Source organism: Photorhabdus noenieputensis (genome assembly GCF_018448935.1).
Lineage (GTDB): Bacteria > Pseudomonadota > Gammaproteobacteria > Enterobacterales > Enterobacteriaceae > Photorhabdus > Photorhabdus noenieputensis.
The window spans coordinates 337,992-353,887 of sequence record NZ_RCWC01000001.1; the positions used below are offsets into that span (position 1 = coordinate 337,992).

Below are 15,896 nucleotides of genomic sequence, written 5' to 3' on the forward strand. Positions count from 1 at the left end.
ATATGTATAGAAATCTAACATCAAATATTATTGTCGCAGGAGCTTTGTTTGCCTGCGTGTTTAGCGCCGGAGCAAAAAACAGTGACACTTCTCGGCAAGAAAAGATATCCGCTATGTGTATGTCCCAGTCTATATTACAGCAGTATGCCGCGAGTGCAGGGCTTAACTATATAGATCCGTCCACCCTCGCAGAAGAGGTCCTGTTACAAACAGGAAGTTACTCGACTGAAAGCCCGGTATATAAAGCTCAAAAGGAAGATGCTGTAAATCAAGGAAAAAAATTGATGCTAAAAGAGAAACAAGTAATGAATATTATCCGGTATTACTATGAGGATCGTGATGAAGCAATGTTGTCGCGGGGGGAAGGGGTTTCATCCGTTTTTCAGCAGCTATGTATCGTTAATCCAAAACGTTATCTTCCTAGCTACAACGCGTTAAAAGCAGCGGGAAAAATATAGAATCGAACGGTTCAAGAACCTATAAACCCCAGTCGTGTTGGTGGATAAAGTCATCTTCGGCTTACAGTACAATATTGTTGCGTATTTTCATCAGACGTATGACATTCATGACAAAATGATGTCAATGTGATGCTATTTTTCTAAATCTTGCTTTTAACGTTCGTTATCTTCTGGAATAAGGCTTACATAGGTGGCTAATTGTCATTTACTGCATGGTTGTAAGGTTCAGAATAGTGGTTTAATATGATACATAGTGACACATTATGACTGTTTGTGACTCACTATAACAAACTATTTGATAAGGTAGAACGTCATGAATCTATCACTAAGGAATTGTTTAGCAGTAGTTTTATTCGGAGGAGTGCTGTCGGTTCCTTCATTCTCTGCTGGTTATGTGGATTCGAGGGACGGTTGTAGTATGCTTAGCTTTAAAGTAGGTGAAACTATCTGTAGTCTGGATGATTTGAAAACTCAATATCAAGAAAGAAGAGAGATTGTTGATTCATTAGCTAATGAAATTAGCCAATATTATTTAAATCTCCTAAGCCTTGATGAAAGTCAAATTCGTGGTATTTTGCTTCAAAACGATATAGAAATTAATAAGGCTTGCGAAACCACAATGAGAGGATTTGAGCAGGGGCTCAAAGCTATGTTGAAGCAAGATCGATCCGATGAAGAAAAACAAGAAATGAGGATGTATCTGAAATCTATAGCAAAGGCCAGATTTGAGATAACTCGTCTTAATGATTTTTCTCGTCAATTATTTACTTTGCCTAAGATTTATAAAAGCGATATAAATAAAGCTGCTCTATCAGAATTGGCTGCTTATACAACCAAAAAGATTGAGTCTGGGAATTTTTCATTTACTGGGTGATAAATGGAACAAGTGGATGTATCAATAAACGAGTATACGAGGAAAGATTTTTTTGATGACGTCTTCCTAAAGCATCCAGATCTTGAACAGGCTATTCTGCAAGATTTTAAACACTATAAAGAAACCGGAGAAGTCCCTGATTATTTTGGTAGGGATGTTGCTTACACTCAGCCAGAAGCAGCATATAAATCATGTATGATGCATATTCATCTTTGCTTTCCGCCTGATTCATTCCCCACAAATAGGGTTCAGTATTATAGAACGTGTAAATCAAATAGCCCAGAAAATGATGCTTGTCTAGTATATGTTCAAGGTCTTTTGGAAGAAAACAAATATTCCTTATTGGCGATAATGCATCCTGATGCTCATGGAAAAGCTAGAAATCCCAAGATAATGAGTTATCTGGCAAGAATAGCTCAGGATTTCAGAGATAATAACTAAACCGTCTAGTACGGTTTTTTTCATATCTGGCCGCGTAATTGCGGTTTTTTTATTTCTATAAGGTACGAAAATGCAAACTCGTTCACTTCTGCTTGATACCGAGTCATGGGATTTAACGTTAGATGATTCTGGAAATATCGCCATTACTGATAATCCCTATTCTGTAGCGCAGGATGTCGCTTGTGCCTGTAGTACATATCTGGGGGAGTGCTGGTATGACACAAAATTGGGTATTCCTTATTACCAGCGAATTTTGGGACATTGGCCGGGAACTCAGCTAATCAACAGCAAAATGCAACAAGAAGCAATGAAGTTACCTTATGTTCAATCTGCCACTTGTAAAGCTATAAATGGGAAGGAGAGAACTATTACGGGCATGATGACAATAACGGACTCGAACAATCAATCAACGGTGGTAAATTTCTGATGACTAACTCTGTAGTACTGACAACAAGTGTTCCAGGTGTAACCTTTACAAAGACGGGTCTAACTGTGCCCGACGAGGTTGATATTTTAAATGGGCGGTTAAATGATTTGGCTACAGCAATGGGTGGTGCAATGAGTACGAGCTTAACAACACCGCAAGGTCAAATAGCAATGAGTGATGCGGCTATCATTGCTGACAAGAACGATCAGTTACTTGCTATTGTCAATCAAATTAACCCGGATTATGCAACCGGACGTTTTCAAGATGCTATCGGACGAATTTATTTTTTAGATCGAATTCCAGCATCGGGAACAACGGTAACAGCAACATGCACTGGGTTAGTTAATACAGTTATTCCAATTGGTAGTATTGCTCAAGATAAAAAAGGGTATCTTTATCATTCAATAACAGAGGCTAAGATCCCTGACAGTGGCTCTGTTGATGTTGTTTTCCAAAACTCAACAACAGGGCCGTTAGCATGCAAAATTGATGACTTGAACTCGATTTATAGCTCGGCACCCGGCTGGTCTGGTATCAGTAATGCGAATGCTGGCGTACCTGGCGCAGATGAGGAAACCCGCGCTAATTTTGAGTATCGTCGTAAACAATCTGTTGCTAAAAATGCGACAAACTCATTACATGCCATTTATGCCGCAGTATTAGAAGTAAATGGCGTGGCAGACGCATACGTTATTTCAAATGATACTTCGGTAGTAAAAACGGTCGGGGTATCAAAATACAGAATAGCGCCGAACTCTATTTATAGTGCTGTGTATGGGGGAAAAACTGAGGATGTCGTTAGAGCAATCTGGAAGAAAAAGCCTCCAGGTATTCCTACGAACGGAAATACAACTTACACAATTGTGGATGATGAAAACTATGTTCAGCCTTACCCCGAATATGAAATTAAATATGTGATACCCGCGCCCATTCGTGTCTATGTTGACGTCTCACTTGCGAATAGCGATTACCTTCCTGCTGATATTGAAACACAGGTTAAGTCAGCTATAGCGCAAGCATTTAACGGAGAAGACGGTGGAACGCGAGCAAGAATAGCATCTACATTATTTGCTGGTAGATATTATTCAGGCATTTATAACATAGATACATCGAGTGTTGATATTTACAATATTACGCTTAGCCGTGACGGTATTACTTATTCAACATCAATTAGTTTTGGTATTGATGAAATCCCAACGCTTGACGTTGATAATATATCTGTGAAATTAGTAGGTTCATAAATGGAAAATGTGGGAGCAACTATTCTTGCTCAGTATGCCGCTAGTCCAAAACTCAACTCACTTATTCTAAGCTTCAATGCTGCTGTTTCCTCTGCTGAATTTATTAATACATTTTACGATCTGATTTGGAACATTGACACAGCAAATACTTACGGACTGGATGTGTGGGGAAAAATAGTGAATGTCAGCAGGCGGCTGACTGTTAATGAAAATGTAAAATATATAGGTTTTGGTGAAGCTTTACTGAATGTTCCGACAACGACAGATCCAAATCCATTTGACCAAGCACCATTTTATTCCGGGGAGTCAAAAACAAAAACTATTGAGCTATCAGATCAGATGTACCGAAAGCTAATTATGATGAAAGCCATGTCAAATATATCTGACTGCACTATACCAAACATCAACAGAATGCTTGTTTATATGTTTAGCGATAGTGGACGTGCATATATCACTGATGATGGAAATATGAAGATGAGTTATGTATTTGAATTTCAGCTATCAACAGCAGAATTAGCAATTGTTCAAACATCGGGAGTACTGCCTTACCCGGTTGGTGTCAGTGTCGCAATCGTTCAAAGGATACCAACAAATGAAATCAACTGAAAAACCTAATCTTATTGCTGTTCCGTTTGCGAGCGCCGGAGACTATAACGAGATTGCAACAAAATCAACTGAAAGCAGCTTGGCAAAAGGAGTAGCTACGTATCCGAGCGGTTTTCCCCCGTTAACGATGACAGCAATATCTGCTGGTGGAATTCCTCCATCTGGCAAGGATATGAACGGGATATTGAATGATATTACTACCGCAATACGTTATTCAATGTCTGGTGGTTTGTATTCATATAATGCTGATTTTAGTGCTGCCATTGATGGTTATCCTAAAGGGGCCATTGTTGCCAGTTCTGATGGAAGTAAAATTTGGTGGAATGGGGTAGAAGATAACAATACAGATCCGGATAGTACATCAGTTTCCGGTTGGAAAAATCTACTAGCAGATCCTAATGGGTTATTTCTACAGAAAGCTAATAACTTATCTGATATTAATAACAAAGCGACAGCGCGTAATAATTTAGGACTGGGAGAGATTGCAACTCAAGATTTTATTCCTGACGCCACACTTATAGAAAAAGGCATCACCCAACTTACAGACAAGACAGGTAACAGTAATACCCTTGCAGCAACTCAGAAACTTGTTTCTGATGTGAATGATAATGCCAATAATAAGCTCGCTAAAAATCAAAATGGGGCAGACATCTTCAATAAAACTGAATTTGTAAAAAATATCGGTTTATCGGAAATGGTGGCGTTGGCTAAAGGGGCGGTGCCGAATAGCCGGAAAATTAACGGGAAGCCGTTGACCGGGGATATTAGTCTGAATGCTGGGGATGTGGGAAGTTATGCTAAATCTGAGAGCGATAATACTTTCTTACGCATTTCTAGCAATAAAACCGCAACCGTTGGCAATTTACTGATTGACAGTAAAACTCCTTTTCCTAAATTGCGTTTCAAATCGAAAGATGGATATATATTGGGAATTAACGGTTCTGAAGGGAAATTGTTGCATATCTATTCTGACGATCCCAAGAATCAGCGGCGTTATAATATATTAACGCCTGAGAGAAGTGGTACTCTTGCATTACAAAATACAGCTATGAAATCCGAAAATGGTTGGTGGCAATGTGGAGATACGGGGGTAATTATTCAATGGGTTAAAGTCCTATCAGCTCAACAATCATGGATAAAGGTAAATTATCCAATTTCTTTTAAAAATAAGCTTTTTGGCTATGCTGCAAGTATGTCGAGTATCAATACATCAACTGGCCACACATTAGTACGTAATGCAACACTATCGACATTTGAATATCAAGCAGGTACTCCCAACAATGATGAGAATCCAGGCAAAGTTGTACATATATTATTTTGGGGGGTATAAATGGTCTATTTCTCCAGAAAAGAATGTGTTTTTTATAATGAAGCTCATGAAGAGTGTGTTGAAATAACAGTAGAAAAACACAATGAATTGCTTGACGGTCAATCACGCGGGTTTGCTATCGTCAGTGATAAAGAGGGTTATCCAATTCTTACAAAGCAAGCACCGTCTGTTTATCACAAATGGGATAGTGAAAAGTGGATAATATCAGAAAGTGATAAAATAAAGCTTAGACGGGAACAGCAACAACAAGCAGAACATAAGAAACAGCAACTTATGTTCACTGTAAGTAAACAGATCGCTCCGTTACAAGATGCTGTAGATTTGGGGATGTCGAGTGATGAGGAAAAATCGCTGTTAGCAGAGTTAAAAAAATATAGAGTATTATTGAACCGCATTGATGTTAATTCAGCGTCAGATATTAACTGGCCCGAAAAACCCTTAGAATAATGGAATCAGGGCCAATTGAACGTTTAGATAAGTCTAATCAAATATGGCTTTTTTGCACTACTCTGACTGAATCGTCCTTTAAATGTTGGATAACCATCCAACATTTAAAGGTGTAGTCCATTTATGTTTTAGTCTATTAGGTAATCATCAACCCACCAGGATAATACTTAATCCAATCAATAGCAGCACTGGGGTTAAATGGCTCAATGCTCAGTCCTTCCAGGCATTGCCAGAGTTCCTGGGTGTTCTGGGCTGTAATAACAATACAGTCCGGCATCACCCGGATTTTTAGTGGCATTCCGAAGGTAAATCCTGCCTCCTGTAACCATTTTCCTTTTAAAGAAATGCCGTTTTTAGCTACCTTGCCAAAACGTTCAGCTTGGGAAATTCGGCGAATTGTTTTATTATCGCGTTTAGCCATAATTAACTACCTTATATAGTTAGTTGTGGTAAGCAGGGTTATCGGGTGCCCGCCCGGTAGCTCTGCGTCAGTGGAAATAGTTTCTCAATGTTGAATTATGAACTATAGGTCATCTTTCTGCAATAAAAATGTGACCTATAGTTTACCTGGGCTTTTTGTTTTCAGGCAGTCCATTGAGGGCGTCATTCCAGTGTTGATCCCGTTCTATATTATTCACTATTTTGCTGATCCATGTTTCTGATTTGCCCCACCGTATAGCCAGTTCGCGGCGCGTCCAGCCTTTTCGTTTCATTTCAGACTTAAACAATTCTGGCGATATACGTTTCAAAATTACTCCATAAATATAAACTGTTTATCGACACATCATAGTATAGCCATTTCGCCGATAGGGTGACATTGGTAAATAAAATGACCGCTTAAGTGGCACAAGCCGAACTCCATGAACATAGGATATGCCACACCAGAAATATCTATCACTAAGGTGATTGTTATATGAAGTTGGGTTACATGCATGCGTCAAAAACTGACGGTATCAAGTGCTGGATTTATGAATAATGCCCTATGAGGCAAAGATCTGGTGAGGCATTTTATTTTGCACTATGAATTATAAAATAGAGGTAGTTGCTGTGCTACAGACATAAAAAAACCAACCTAATCATGGTTGGTTTTTCCAAAAGCTCCGCGGCTCCTTTGCGTATCCTTTTGTGTCCCTTCATTGTCCGGTCAGTGTCCAATCAACTTTGCTAACTCACTGTTTTTAAAGCTGTTGTCCTATCACTGTCCCTACTAAATTGGTGGAGCTGGCGGGAGTTGAACCCGCGTCCGAAATTCCTACATCCTTGGTACTACATGCTTAGTCTAATCTTTACATTCGCTTGCCAGCTGCGGACAGACACGCCACTAACAAACTAGCCTGATTAGATTTAACGCTTCAACCCCAGGCAAGGCATCCACGCGATCTCTTTTGGGTTTGACCTCTCTTGATCCCCGTCCTAAGAGCGGAGGCTAGGGAGAGAGGGCTCTGCGCAGGTTATTAAGCTGCCAGTGCGTATTTTTCGTCGTTTGCGACTATTTTTTTGCGGCTTTTTACGAGGCCAACCGCCCCTCGGCATGCACCTTGGGTTTCGCGAATCCCGTCGAATCCAGAATCAGCCCCAAGTGTCTTAAAAGCAAGTATATCAGAATACTAAACTATAATGCCAGAATTTATCGCCCAGAATTCTTCATAATACGTGCTTTGTCTAATTTCCATTCACGTTCTTTAATGTCCGAACGTTTGTCGTGTGCCTTTTTGCCTTTTGCTACGCCAATTTTGACTTTGCACCAGGCGTTTTTCCAATAAAGAGATAAGGCAACAACGGTATAACCATCACGATTGACTCGGCCATATAATGAGTCAAGCTCGCGCTGATTAAGTAAGAGTTTGCGTGAACGCATTGGATCACAGACGACATGGGAAGAAGCTACATTTAACGGGGTGATGGTGGCACCAAAAAGATAAGCGTCTCCATCTTTGAGCAAAACGTAACTGTCGCTGATGTTGGCTTTACCAGCGCGCAGTGATTTGACTTCCCATCCTTGTAACGAGAGACCCGCTTCAAATTCTTCTTCAATGAAGTATTCGTGACGAGCTCGTCTATTCATGGCAATGGTTGCCGAACCGGGTTTGTGTGCTTTTTTCTTTGTCATAGTGTATGCATTATACTGAATGCTTTGGTGAAAGAAATCTTTTCCCGCACATATTTGCTGATTAATGAGTGTTTATTGCATTATACGCTGACAGATTTTTCTTTGATCACGTATAGGTGATATTATTCGCTACAATTAAGCCTTACAGGAAATTATATGCCACAGATTAGTCGCTCTGCGTTAGTACCATTCAGCGTGGAACAAATGTACAAATTGGTCAATGATATAGGTTCTTACCCGGATTTTTTGCCGGGGTGTGTCGGCAGTCGGGTGCTGAGTGTTAGCAATAATGAAATGACTGCATCAGTCGATGTTTCGAAAGCGGGTATAAGTAAGACTTTTGTTACCCGGAATATTCTGGCCGATAACCAAAGCATTAATATGCAACTGGTCGATGGGCCTTTTCGTAAGTTAATGGGAGGCTGGCAGTTCATACCATTGAGTGAAGATGCCTGTAAAGTTGAGTTGCACCTTGATTTTGAGTTCACTAATAAACTGATTGAATTGGCTTTCGGTAAGATTTTTAAGGAACTGGCCGGGAGTATGGTGCAAGCTTTTACTCTGCGTGCACGCGAGGTTTATCGTGTCTGATATTAATGTCGAAGTTGTTTATGCATTGCCTGATCGCCAATATCTGCGTACGGTGAAATTGGCTCAAGGCGCAACTGTCGAGCAAGCAATAGTTGCATCAGGTTTGCTGACTTTGCGTAATGATATTGATCTGCAAAAGAATAAGGTTGGAGTTTATAGCCGTCCTGTTAAGTTGACGGATGTTTTGGAAGAGGGTGATAGGGTGGAAATTTACCGCCCATTATTGGCTGATCCAAAAGAAATGCGTCGTAAGCGTGCTGAGCGGGCTAAAAATAATGCTCAATAGTTACTATAGACAGCCAGTCATCCATTTTTTTGACTGACTGTCTATTTATATCTCTTTGGTTATTGAAGATCTTCGGTAAGTGAATTTTCGTTTTTAATGTCAGTCAGTACACCATTACTGTCAAATGTCAGTGTCAGAGTTTGTTGAGTCACTTTTTCGTGCCCAGGTTGCTGGCGAAATACATAAAACCACGTTTGAGTTCCAAACGGGTCCTGTAACATTGGTGTTCCTAATGTGTAAGCTACCTGTTGCTGGGTCATTCCTTTATGAATTTTTGATACACTAGTCGGTGTTAGGTAGTTCCCCTGATTAATGTCAGGGCGGTAAACAGCCCGTTCCAACGTAGAGCAACCCGCAGTCAGCATGACAAATGATACAGCAGCGGCAGTCAACATTTTACAGCGCATGGTAATTACATTCCTTTAGGAGTCAGGGGGTTGATAATAATAGACCTTGACGAGATTGAAAACCTTTATACCCGTTATCTTTCAAGTTGCCTCTTTGTTGGCTGCGCTCGCTCACCCCGGTCACATAGTTTGCTATGCTCCCGGGGATTCTCTCCCTTGCCGTCGCAATGCATCTTAAAATCCATAGGGTATACAAGCTTTAGCTATGACCTTAAATATACGCAAAAGTTGCGTCAAATTATGCTGCCAGCAGTTCTTTGGCGTTTGCCAGGGTATTTTTTGTCACTTCATTACCTGCGAGAAGCCGCGCCAGCTCTTGTAATCTGGCTTTTTTATCCAGCAACTGCATTTGAGTTTCAGTTTCTTCACCGTCAGTCTGTTTACTGACATAAAAATGTTGGTGGCCACAACCAGCTACTTGAGGCAGGTGGGTGACGCACATAACCTGTGTAGATTCGCCTAATTCACGTAATAGACGGCCGACAATTGCGGCTGTCGGGCCGCTGATACCAACATCTACTTCATCGAAAATCAAGGCGGACGTTTCCATTTTCTTAGCCGTTATAACCTGAATTGCCAGCGCAATACGGGAAAGCTCACCACCCGAAGCGACTTTTGCGAGAGATTGGTGTGGTTGACCTGGGTTAGTGGTGACATTAAATTCAACTTTATCTGAACCATCAGCATTCAGATGTTCAGGTGCAAAAGAGACATCAATGGTAAAGCGACCATGTGGCATGGCGAGCTGATGCATGCTGTGAGTAATGAGTTCACTTAATTCTTTGGCATATTGCTGGCGAACCAGATGCAATCTTTCTGCGACTTCCAATGCTTGCTTATGATGTTGATTAACTTGTTCACTAAGGTGGGTACAGTCATCTTCTTGCTGCGCCAATAATTGCTGTTCTTCCAATAATTGTTGATGTAGTGAAGGAAGTTCTTCTGGGACAACGTGATGTTTACGGGCTACCCTAATTTGTTGTGAAATTTTTTGTTCCAGTTCAAAAAGACGATTTGGGTCCATATCCAACTGATCACCGTAGTGGCGGAGTTCATCGCTGACTTCATTAATTTGAATGGATGCTTCTTCCAGCATAGTGAGTAATTGGTTGAATTTATCATCCATAGTGATGAGTTCTGCCAGCTCGTGTTTAGCGTAATTCAGCAGGCTGATAATATTTTGTTCATCGTTATCACTGAGTAGCTGGAGTGCGGTTTGGCTGACAGAGAGTAACTGACCGCGGTTTGCTAACCGTTTATATTCATTATCTTGTTCCTGATATTCACCTGGTTGCGGTGCCAACTCATTGAGTTCTTTTAAGTGATACTCCAGCAACTGTTGACGAGATTGACGTTCAAGCGCCTGTTGTTGAAATCGAGCAAGATCCTGACAGCTTTGGTGCCATTGCTGATATGCCTGTTTCATTTCATTGTGTAGATTGGATTGATTAGCATAAGTATCGAGCAAGCGTTTTTGGTGACCATTATTCAATAGTAATTGGTGAGCGTGTTGACCATGAATTTGAATAAGATGGGTACCTAGTTCACGTAATTGAGAAAGTGGTACGGCAGTGCCATTGATAAAGCCTCTGGAGCGGCCATCTGACGTTATTGTGCGGCGTAGTAAGCATTCATTGCTGTCATCAAGTTGGTGATCTTCTAACCATTGACGAGCAGAAGGCGTATCAGAAAGAGAAAATCGGGCGCAAATATCAGCACGAGAAGCCCCGTTACGCACCATATTGGCCTCACCACGATTACCCAGACATAAACCTAATGCATCAATTGCGATGGATTTACCCGCGCCGGTTTCACCCGTGATGGCTGTCATACCTGGCTGGAAGTCAATTTCCAGCTCACGAACAATGGCAAAGTTGCTAATGGTTAACTGGGTGAGCATCACACTTCTCCTGTGTATAAAAACACCTCTGTATCTTCATACAGTATAAACTGGTTTTTTATACAGTAAAGTGGTGAAATCTAATTTTTTTAGAACATTTTTTTAGACCAGCTTAGTTTTGTACTTAATGTATTGAAATAATTATAGTCTTTAGGGTGAATGAGATTGAGCTTCTGTTTGCTGCGGCTAATAATCACATCTTCTCCGTCCTGTATAGGCAGAACTATTTGGCTATCGCAACTGACTTCATAGTCGTTGCTATTTTGGGAAAATTTCAACCTTATATTGCTTTCGCTACTGATAACTAATGGCCGGGAAGACAATGTATGTGGGAACATCGGTACCAGGACGATAGCATTCAGGTTAGGTGTCAGAATTGGCCCACCCGCGGAAAGCGAGTAAGCTGTGGAACCCGTTGGCGTTGCGATAATGAGTCCGTCAGAACGTTGGGAAAAGGCAAAACGTTCATCGATATAGACTTCGAATTCAATCATATGTGCCACTTTCCCCGGATGGAGTACGACTTCATTGATTGCGGTACTGATGCGGGGTTTATGGCCGTTTCTTCTGACTTGGGCTTCTAGCAGGAAGCGGTGTTCGTTCCGATATTCGCCATCTAATACTTCAGAAAGTTGCTGTAGGGCATTATCAGGATCTAAGTCCGTCAGAAAACCCAGATTGCCTCTGTTAATGCCAATGACTTTTATGTCATAACGGGAAAGGACTCGGGCAGCGCCCAACATATTGCCGTCGCCACCAACGACAACAGCTAAATCAGCCTGTTTACCAATTTCAGTCAGACCGCCAGTTCGTGCATCTTTTAAACCAATGTCTTTGGCAACCTGACGATCAATAATGACAGAATAACCTTTGGATTTTAACCAATGATAAAGCATCTCATGAGTAGCAAGCGCTTCTGGGTGGCGAGGATGACCAACAATACCTATGCATTTGAATTTTTTATTCATCGTTGTAATTTCCTTCTAGCAAGAGGTTTTATCCTCACAATATGGCGGGTTCCCTTGAATCCCCAGTTTAGATCCCCATAATAGGCTAAGTAGCGAGATTAATGCCAAATACGCGGAGATATTCATGAGTAGTAAAGAACAAAAAATGCCTGACGAGCAAGTCTCGGAAGATATGGAAGTTGTATCTGAACAGCAAAACAGTGCGGATAAAGCAGAAGCATCGGAGACTGAAAGCGTTGTTGATCTGCGTGTCGCAGAGCTGGAAGAACAGCTCAAGCAGGCGCAACAACGTGAACGTGATGCCATTTTGCGTGCTAAGGCTGAAGTTGAAAATATCCGTCGTCGTACTGAGCAAGATGTGGAAAAAGCCCATAAGTTTGCGTTAGAAAGATTTGCCAATGAACTGCTACCGGTGATTGATAATCTTGAGCGCGCTTTGGAGGCAACAGATCGTACTAATACCGAAATAGCGCCTATGGTTGAAGGCGTCGAGCTGACGTTGAAGTCTTTCCTTGGGGCTGTGGGTAAATTTGGTATTGAAGTTGTTGGCGACACAAATGTTCCTTTTAATCCTGAAATTCATCAGGCCATGACCATGATGGAATCCGATCAGCATGAACCGAATCATGTCATGATGATCATGCAGAAAGGGTATACCTTAAATGGCCGTTTGTTGCGCCCGGCAATGGTAGCCGTATCGAAGTAATTTTAGCTTAGTCGTAATTTTAATTCAGTAATAAGTATCAGTGCCGCTCCGACAGGGGCGGCATTTTTTTATTGTGGCAATTCAGGTGTCCAGTTAATTGGTGCGACGCCTTGGTTTTCTAGCAATGCATTGGCTTTTGAAAAGTGTTTGCAGCCAAAGAACCCTCGGTGGGCAGATAGTGGAGATGGATGAGGTGCTTTGAGAACATGATGTTTATTAGCATCAATAAAGTAGCCCTTTTTTTGAGCGTGGGAGCCCCAAAGCAGAAAAACGACGCCTGAACGGTGCTCATTGATAGCGGCAATGACTTTATCAGTGAAAGTTTCCCACCCCAGATTCGCGTGGGAGTGTGCATTACCACGTTCTACGGTGAGTACGGTATTGAGTAGTAACACTCCTTGTTTAGCCCAACTGACTAGGCAACCGTGATTTGGATGCTGGAAGTCAGGTATATCGGATGCCAATTCTTTGTACATATTAACCAGAGAAGGTGGTGCAGGAATACCCGGTTGTACAGAAAAAGAGAGGCCATGTGCTTGATTGGGGCCGTGGTAAGGGTCTTGCCCAAGTATCACCACCTTAATATCAGCCAATTCGGTGTAGCGGAATGCATTAAATACATCCTGTTGTGGCGGATAAATGGTTTTACCTGCCTGACGTTCTTTTGCGACATAGGCCAGTGTGTCGAGAAAATAGGGTTGTTTTTTCTCGTTACCGATTACGTCATGCCATGTGAGAGGTGCGGACATAGTAAATCCTTTTTATAGATTACCAAATGGATGCTAGCTGACCGATTACAAAATCAGAGGAAAACCTTTGATGCACACTAAAACTAAATTCTTGATAACTATTTCAATGTTGTAAAGTATTTTTGAAAGTTTATCCAAAGAATTGCTTTGTGGTTAGCTATAGAAACTTATTTAAAACATAAGGTAGCAATATGTTTTATAGTAACTATATGAAATTAACTGTTCTGAATCAATGAGTATCCTCATTTGTGTGAGTATATCGGAATGAGACATATTGGCCTGATCGAATAACCCAGATAAGTCATTGATAATTTTGTTTATTGTGCGGACGTAGAGATAGAAATGATTACAAGTATGCAATACCGTGAAGGCCAGATTGTAGTTAAGGATTAAGCTGGATCGTTTGAATATCGTATGAAACCAAAACAATACTTGTTGTAAGCAGTCAGTTCACTTTGACTCTTTTCTGGCTATTTATTGACAAATAATAGGTATAAATTTCTCTGTTATCAGAGAGAAGAATCACAATTGATTAATTTTGTTAACAAAATTTAAACATTTATTTAACTTAATGGTATTCCCTGCCGATAGATTAGTTGTACTAATTAGATCGTCGATTATTTTCAACTATCTTTAGGGGAATTTTATGAGTTTATCAATTGAAATGAATCTATCAGTCGATTCAAGTTTTCCCGTTTTAAATAATCTTCAACTTGTTACACCGCCTTCTGTTCCAGATCAGAATATTGAAAAAGCGACCACAGAAGTTTTTTCCCTCTCTGAAACAACTAAACAAAGTAATAGAGTCTATCAATCATTAATTAATGAGCAGAGTATTAACATTAATTTAAAGTCAATCACCGGAATTAAGTCTGAACAAATTAGTGGTAAGCAATCTCATGAAATTGATTATATGTTAACCTTAATTTCTGATGATGTTTATATACGCACCACGATGGGAATAGGTGATTATGTTCGTCTTTCTGATGGTGAATTATTAAAGGCAGGAATAGAACCGGCAAATTTAAGGGATGAAACAACGGGTTTTCAGGCAGGTATTTATCGGAAAGATGATCTCTATATAGTTGCTTTTGTGGGCACTAATGATTTGAAGGATATATTAACTAATTTACGACAAGGTTTTGGATTTGATGAAGCTCAATATCATCAAGCCATTGATTTAGCTCGTACCGCCAGAATGGCATTTGGGGAAAACTTATTATTTACCGGGCACTCTTTGGGAGGGGGATTAGCCGCGACAGCCGCATTATCAGTTGGAAAGCCTGCGGTAATATTTAATTCAGCCGGTGTTTCTGACAATATGATGAAAAATTTGGGGTTTTCACCCCAAGAGGGTAGGGCTATCGCTGAAAATGGATTGGTGCGTCATTATGTTGTGGAACATGATTTGCTTGATGTATTACAACAGAAACTGCCCGTATCTCAGCCGATAGGACATAAAATCTTACTGAAATATAATGATAATTCAGGAGAATCAGATCAAGGGTTTCCTCATAATCTGATACGTGGACTAAAAGCACATTCTCTTAAAAAGATGCTGGAATTATTAACGATATACAAACCTTGGTCATCTTTAAATGATGAACAGCAAGAAGAATCTCTAGTCAAGCTTAATGAACCGGATCTGAGTGTTTCCATATAATAAAGAGAAGCGCGATGAAAATTGGTGAAGTAATTGAGCCTGAATCGGAACCAGATTGTCAGCGGAGTGAAGAAAATATAACTCCGTTACAATGGGCTATATTCAATCAGCGAATGGATGATGTTAATAATTTGCTGAAAGAGGGCGCTGATCCTACTCAACCTGGTTTGCAACAAGAAAGTGCTTTACATACGGCTGCAAAAATCAACAGCCCTGATTATCTTAAATCTTTGTTATCAGTCGTGCCGGATGTGAATATTATGCATCCTGTAACCTTAGCAACACCTTTACATGTTGCAGTTCAGGTAAGAAGAAGAATGCAGATTGAATTACTGTTGGCCGCCGGTGCTAATCCCAATCAGGCTAATCGGATTGGAGATACGCCGTTACATATTGCAGCCAAAATCAATTCGCCGGAACTGGTGTTGATATTGTTGAAGTCAGGCGCTGATCCTAGATTGCAAAACAAGCAACAATCAACGTTCCAGATGTATCTCAATCTTACACCGCTAAAAGCGCGGAGCTATGAGATGCAAGCGGAATATGATGAAGTCAATCATTGGCTGAAAGCTCAGCAAGTCAGCCGGTATTATTTGAAGTAAGATAAAAACGGGCTATTTGGCCCGTTATTTTTCATTTAAAGATCAATAAGTTATATCCTATTGATTTCAAGATGCATCGCGGCGGCAAGG

20 protein-coding genes and 1 other RNA gene are annotated in these 15,896 nt (G+C 40.7%); 13 read left to right on the plus strand and 8 right to left on the minus strand.

The window, feature by feature from the left end:
• Window positions 1-2: 2 nt before the first annotated feature.
• The 8 genes from EAE91_RS01575 (at window position 3) to EAE91_RS01610 (ending at window position 5,824) form a co-directional block, all read left to right on the plus strand.
• Window positions 3-458 carry a hypothetical protein gene (locus EAE91_RS01575; protein ID WP_214086960.1) on the plus strand — a complete coding sequence of 152 codons (456 nt, stop codon included), beginning with the start codon at window positions 3-5 and terminating at the stop codon, window positions 456-458.
• Window positions 459-771: 313 nt separating this feature from the next.
• Window positions 772-1,332 carry a hypothetical protein gene (locus EAE91_RS01580; protein WP_214067741.1) on the plus strand — a complete coding sequence of 187 codons (561 nt, stop codon included), beginning with the start codon at window positions 772-774 and terminating at the stop codon, window positions 1,330-1,332.
• Between the two features lie 3 nt (window positions 1,333-1,335).
• Entirely contained in the window at window positions 1,336-1,773 is a 438-nt protein-coding gene (locus tag EAE91_RS01585; RefSeq protein WP_036777850.1) for a type II toxin-antitoxin system YafO family toxin, read from the plus strand.
• Window positions 1,774-1,843: 70 nt separating this feature from the next.
• On the plus strand, window positions 1,844-2,200 hold the full coding sequence (locus EAE91_RS01590) for a contractile injection system sheath initiator (protein WP_214086961.1): 357 nt from the start codon (window positions 1,844-1,846) through the stop codon (window positions 2,198-2,200).
• Window positions 2,200-3,441: a baseplate J/gp47 family protein gene (locus EAE91_RS01595; RefSeq protein ID WP_214086962.1), complete on the plus strand. Its 1,242-nt coding sequence runs from the start codon at window positions 2,200-2,202 to the stop codon at window positions 3,439-3,441. The genes EAE91_RS01590 and EAE91_RS01595 overlap by 1 nt, the downstream gene beginning before the upstream one ends.
• A complete protein-coding gene (locus EAE91_RS01600) occupies window positions 3,442-4,047 on the plus strand; it encodes a DUF2612 domain-containing protein (RefSeq protein ID WP_036777848.1) in 606 nt (201 codons plus the stop codon).
• Window positions 4,034-5,377 (plus strand): phage tail protein, encoded by a 1,344-nt coding sequence (locus EAE91_RS01605; protein ID WP_244868592.1) that lies wholly within the window; start codon window positions 4,034-4,036, stop codon window positions 5,375-5,377. Before EAE91_RS01600 ends, EAE91_RS01605 begins: the two co-directional genes overlap by 14 nt.
• Window positions 5,378-5,824 carry a tail fiber assembly protein gene (locus tag EAE91_RS01610; protein WP_105397921.1) on the plus strand — a complete coding sequence of 149 codons (447 nt, stop codon included), beginning with the start codon at window positions 5,378-5,380 and terminating at the stop codon, window positions 5,822-5,824.
• Window positions 5,825-5,960: 136 nt separating this feature from the next.
• Here EAE91_RS01610 and EAE91_RS01615 read toward each other — a convergent pair whose 3' ends face one another.
• From EAE91_RS01615 to smpB, 4 genes are all read right to left on the minus strand, one after another.
• On the minus strand, window positions 5,961-6,245 hold the full coding sequence (locus EAE91_RS01615) for a SymE family type I addiction module toxin (protein ID WP_011147564.1): 285 nt from the start codon (window positions 6,243-6,245) through the stop codon (window positions 5,961-5,963).
• A gap of 142 nt (window positions 6,246-6,387) precedes the next feature.
• Window positions 6,388-6,573 (minus strand): XRE family transcriptional regulator, encoded by a 186-nt coding sequence (locus tag EAE91_RS01620; protein WP_244868593.1) that lies wholly within the window; start codon window positions 6,571-6,573, stop codon window positions 6,388-6,390.
• A gap of 464 nt (window positions 6,574-7,037) precedes the next feature.
• Window positions 7,038-7,401: a transfer-messenger RNA gene (ssrA, locus tag EAE91_RS01625) on the minus strand.
• A 50-nt stretch (window positions 7,402-7,451) separates the two neighbouring features.
• On the minus strand, window positions 7,452-7,934 hold the full coding sequence (gene smpB, locus EAE91_RS01630; RefSeq protein ID WP_214051973.1) for an SsrA-binding protein SmpB: 483 nt from the start codon (window positions 7,932-7,934) through the stop codon (window positions 7,452-7,454).
• A gap of 156 nt (window positions 7,935-8,090) precedes the next feature.
• Here smpB and EAE91_RS01635 point away from each other — a divergent pair, with 156 nt between their 5' ends.
• Together EAE91_RS01635 and EAE91_RS01640 are read left to right on the plus strand one after the other, a co-directional pair.
• Window positions 8,091-8,525: a type II toxin-antitoxin system RatA family toxin gene (locus EAE91_RS01635; RefSeq protein WP_036777828.1), complete on the plus strand. Its 435-nt coding sequence runs from the start codon at window positions 8,091-8,093 to the stop codon at window positions 8,523-8,525.
• Window positions 8,518-8,811 (plus strand): RnfH family protein, encoded by a 294-nt coding sequence (locus tag EAE91_RS01640; protein ID WP_214086963.1) that lies wholly within the window; start codon window positions 8,518-8,520, stop codon window positions 8,809-8,811. The genes EAE91_RS01635 and EAE91_RS01640 overlap by 8 nt, the downstream gene beginning before the upstream one ends.
• A gap of 59 nt (window positions 8,812-8,870) precedes the next feature.
• Here the strand turns inward: EAE91_RS01640 and bamE are convergent, their stop codons facing one another.
• From bamE to nadK, 3 genes are all read right to left on the minus strand, one after another.
• Window positions 8,871-9,218: an outer membrane protein assembly factor BamE gene (gene bamE, locus EAE91_RS01645; RefSeq protein WP_011147559.1), complete on the minus strand. Its 348-nt coding sequence runs from the start codon at window positions 9,216-9,218 to the stop codon at window positions 8,871-8,873.
• Window positions 9,219-9,456: 238 nt separating this feature from the next.
• On the minus strand, window positions 9,457-11,118 hold the full coding sequence (gene recN / locus EAE91_RS01650) for a DNA repair protein RecN (protein WP_214086964.1): 1,662 nt from the start codon (window positions 11,116-11,118) through the stop codon (window positions 9,457-9,459).
• An 89-nt stretch (window positions 11,119-11,207) separates the two neighbouring features.
• Window positions 11,208-12,086 carry an NAD(+) kinase gene (nadK, locus tag EAE91_RS01655; protein WP_214086965.1) on the minus strand — a complete coding sequence of 293 codons (879 nt, stop codon included), beginning with the start codon at window positions 12,084-12,086 and terminating at the stop codon, window positions 11,208-11,210.
• Between the two features lie 124 nt (window positions 12,087-12,210).
• Here nadK and grpE point away from each other — a divergent pair, with 124 nt between their 5' ends.
• Window positions 12,211-12,792 carry a nucleotide exchange factor GrpE gene (gene grpE / locus EAE91_RS01660; protein WP_214086966.1) on the plus strand — a complete coding sequence of 194 codons (582 nt, stop codon included), beginning with the start codon at window positions 12,211-12,213 and terminating at the stop codon, window positions 12,790-12,792.
• Between the two features lie 68 nt (window positions 12,793-12,860).
• Here the strand turns inward: grpE and ung are convergent, their stop codons facing one another.
• Complete coding sequence (ung, locus tag EAE91_RS01665) at window positions 12,861-13,541, minus strand: uracil-DNA glycosylase (RefSeq protein WP_214086967.1); 681 nt, start codon at window positions 13,539-13,541, stop codon at window positions 12,861-12,863.
• A 646-nt stretch (window positions 13,542-14,187) separates the two neighbouring features.
• Here ung and EAE91_RS01670 point away from each other — a divergent pair.
• Together EAE91_RS01670 and EAE91_RS01675 are read left to right on the plus strand one after the other, a co-directional pair.
• On the plus strand, window positions 14,188-15,204 hold the full coding sequence (locus EAE91_RS01670; protein ID WP_214086968.1) for a Tle-like phospholipase domain-containing protein: 1,017 nt from the start codon (window positions 14,188-14,190) through the stop codon (window positions 15,202-15,204).
• 14 nt (window positions 15,205-15,218) lie between these two features.
• A complete protein-coding gene (locus EAE91_RS01675; RefSeq protein ID WP_214086969.1) occupies window positions 15,219-15,806 on the plus strand; it encodes an ankyrin repeat domain-containing protein in 588 nt (195 codons plus the stop codon).
• The last annotated feature ends 90 nt before the right edge of the window (window positions 15,807-15,896 follow it).

Coding starts and splice junctions, on each gene's coding strand:
- grpE (WP_214086966.1), top strand. CDS start 12,211: ATGAGTAGTAAAGAACAAAAAATGCCTGACGAGCAAGTCTCGGAAGAT.
- nadK (WP_214086965.1), bottom strand. CDS start 12,086: ATGAATAAAAAATTCAAATGCATAGGTATTGTTGGTCATCCTCGCCAC.
- EAE91_RS01605 (WP_244868592.1), top strand. CDS start 4,034: ATGAAATCAACTGAAAAACCTAATCTTATTGCTGTTCCGTTTGCGAGC.
- EAE91_RS01610 (WP_105397921.1), top strand. CDS start 5,378: ATGGTCTATTTCTCCAGAAAAGAATGTGTTTTTTATAATGAAGCTCAT.
- EAE91_RS01585 (WP_036777850.1), top strand. CDS start 1,336: ATGGAACAAGTGGATGTATCAATAAACGAGTATACGAGGAAAGATTTT.
- ung (WP_214086967.1), bottom strand. CDS start 13,541: ATGTCCGCACCTCTCACATGGCATGACGTAATCGGTAACGAGAAAAAA.
- EAE91_RS01580 (WP_214067741.1), top strand. CDS start 772: ATGAATCTATCACTAAGGAATTGTTTAGCAGTAGTTTTATTCGGAGGA.
- EAE91_RS01595 (WP_214086962.1), top strand. CDS start 2,200: ATGACTAACTCTGTAGTACTGACAACAAGTGTTCCAGGTGTAACCTTT.
- EAE91_RS01670 (WP_214086968.1), top strand. CDS start 14,188: ATGAGTTTATCAATTGAAATGAATCTATCAGTCGATTCAAGTTTTCCC.
- EAE91_RS01590 (WP_214086961.1), top strand. CDS start 1,844: ATGCAAACTCGTTCACTTCTGCTTGATACCGAGTCATGGGATTTAACG.
- EAE91_RS01635 (WP_036777828.1), top strand. CDS start 8,091: ATGCCACAGATTAGTCGCTCTGCGTTAGTACCATTCAGCGTGGAACAA.
- EAE91_RS01675 (WP_214086969.1), top strand. CDS start 15,219: ATGAAAATTGGTGAAGTAATTGAGCCTGAATCGGAACCAGATTGTCAG.
- smpB (WP_214051973.1), bottom strand. CDS start 7,934: ATGACAAAGAAAAAAGCACACAAACCCGGTTCGGCAACCATTGCCATG.
- EAE91_RS01615 (WP_011147564.1), bottom strand. CDS start 6,245: ATGGCTAAACGCGATAATAAAACAATTCGCCGAATTTCCCAAGCTGAA.
- EAE91_RS01600 (WP_036777848.1), top strand. CDS start 3,442: ATGGAAAATGTGGGAGCAACTATTCTTGCTCAGTATGCCGCTAGTCCA.
- recN (WP_214086964.1), bottom strand. CDS start 11,118: ATGCTCACCCAGTTAACCATTAGCAACTTTGCCATTGTTCGTGAGCTG.
- bamE (WP_011147559.1), bottom strand. CDS start 9,218: ATGCGCTGTAAAATGTTGACTGCCGCTGCTGTATCATTTGTCATGCTG.
- EAE91_RS01575 (WP_214086960.1), top strand. CDS start 3: ATGTATAGAAATCTAACATCAAATATTATTGTCGCAGGAGCTTTGTTT.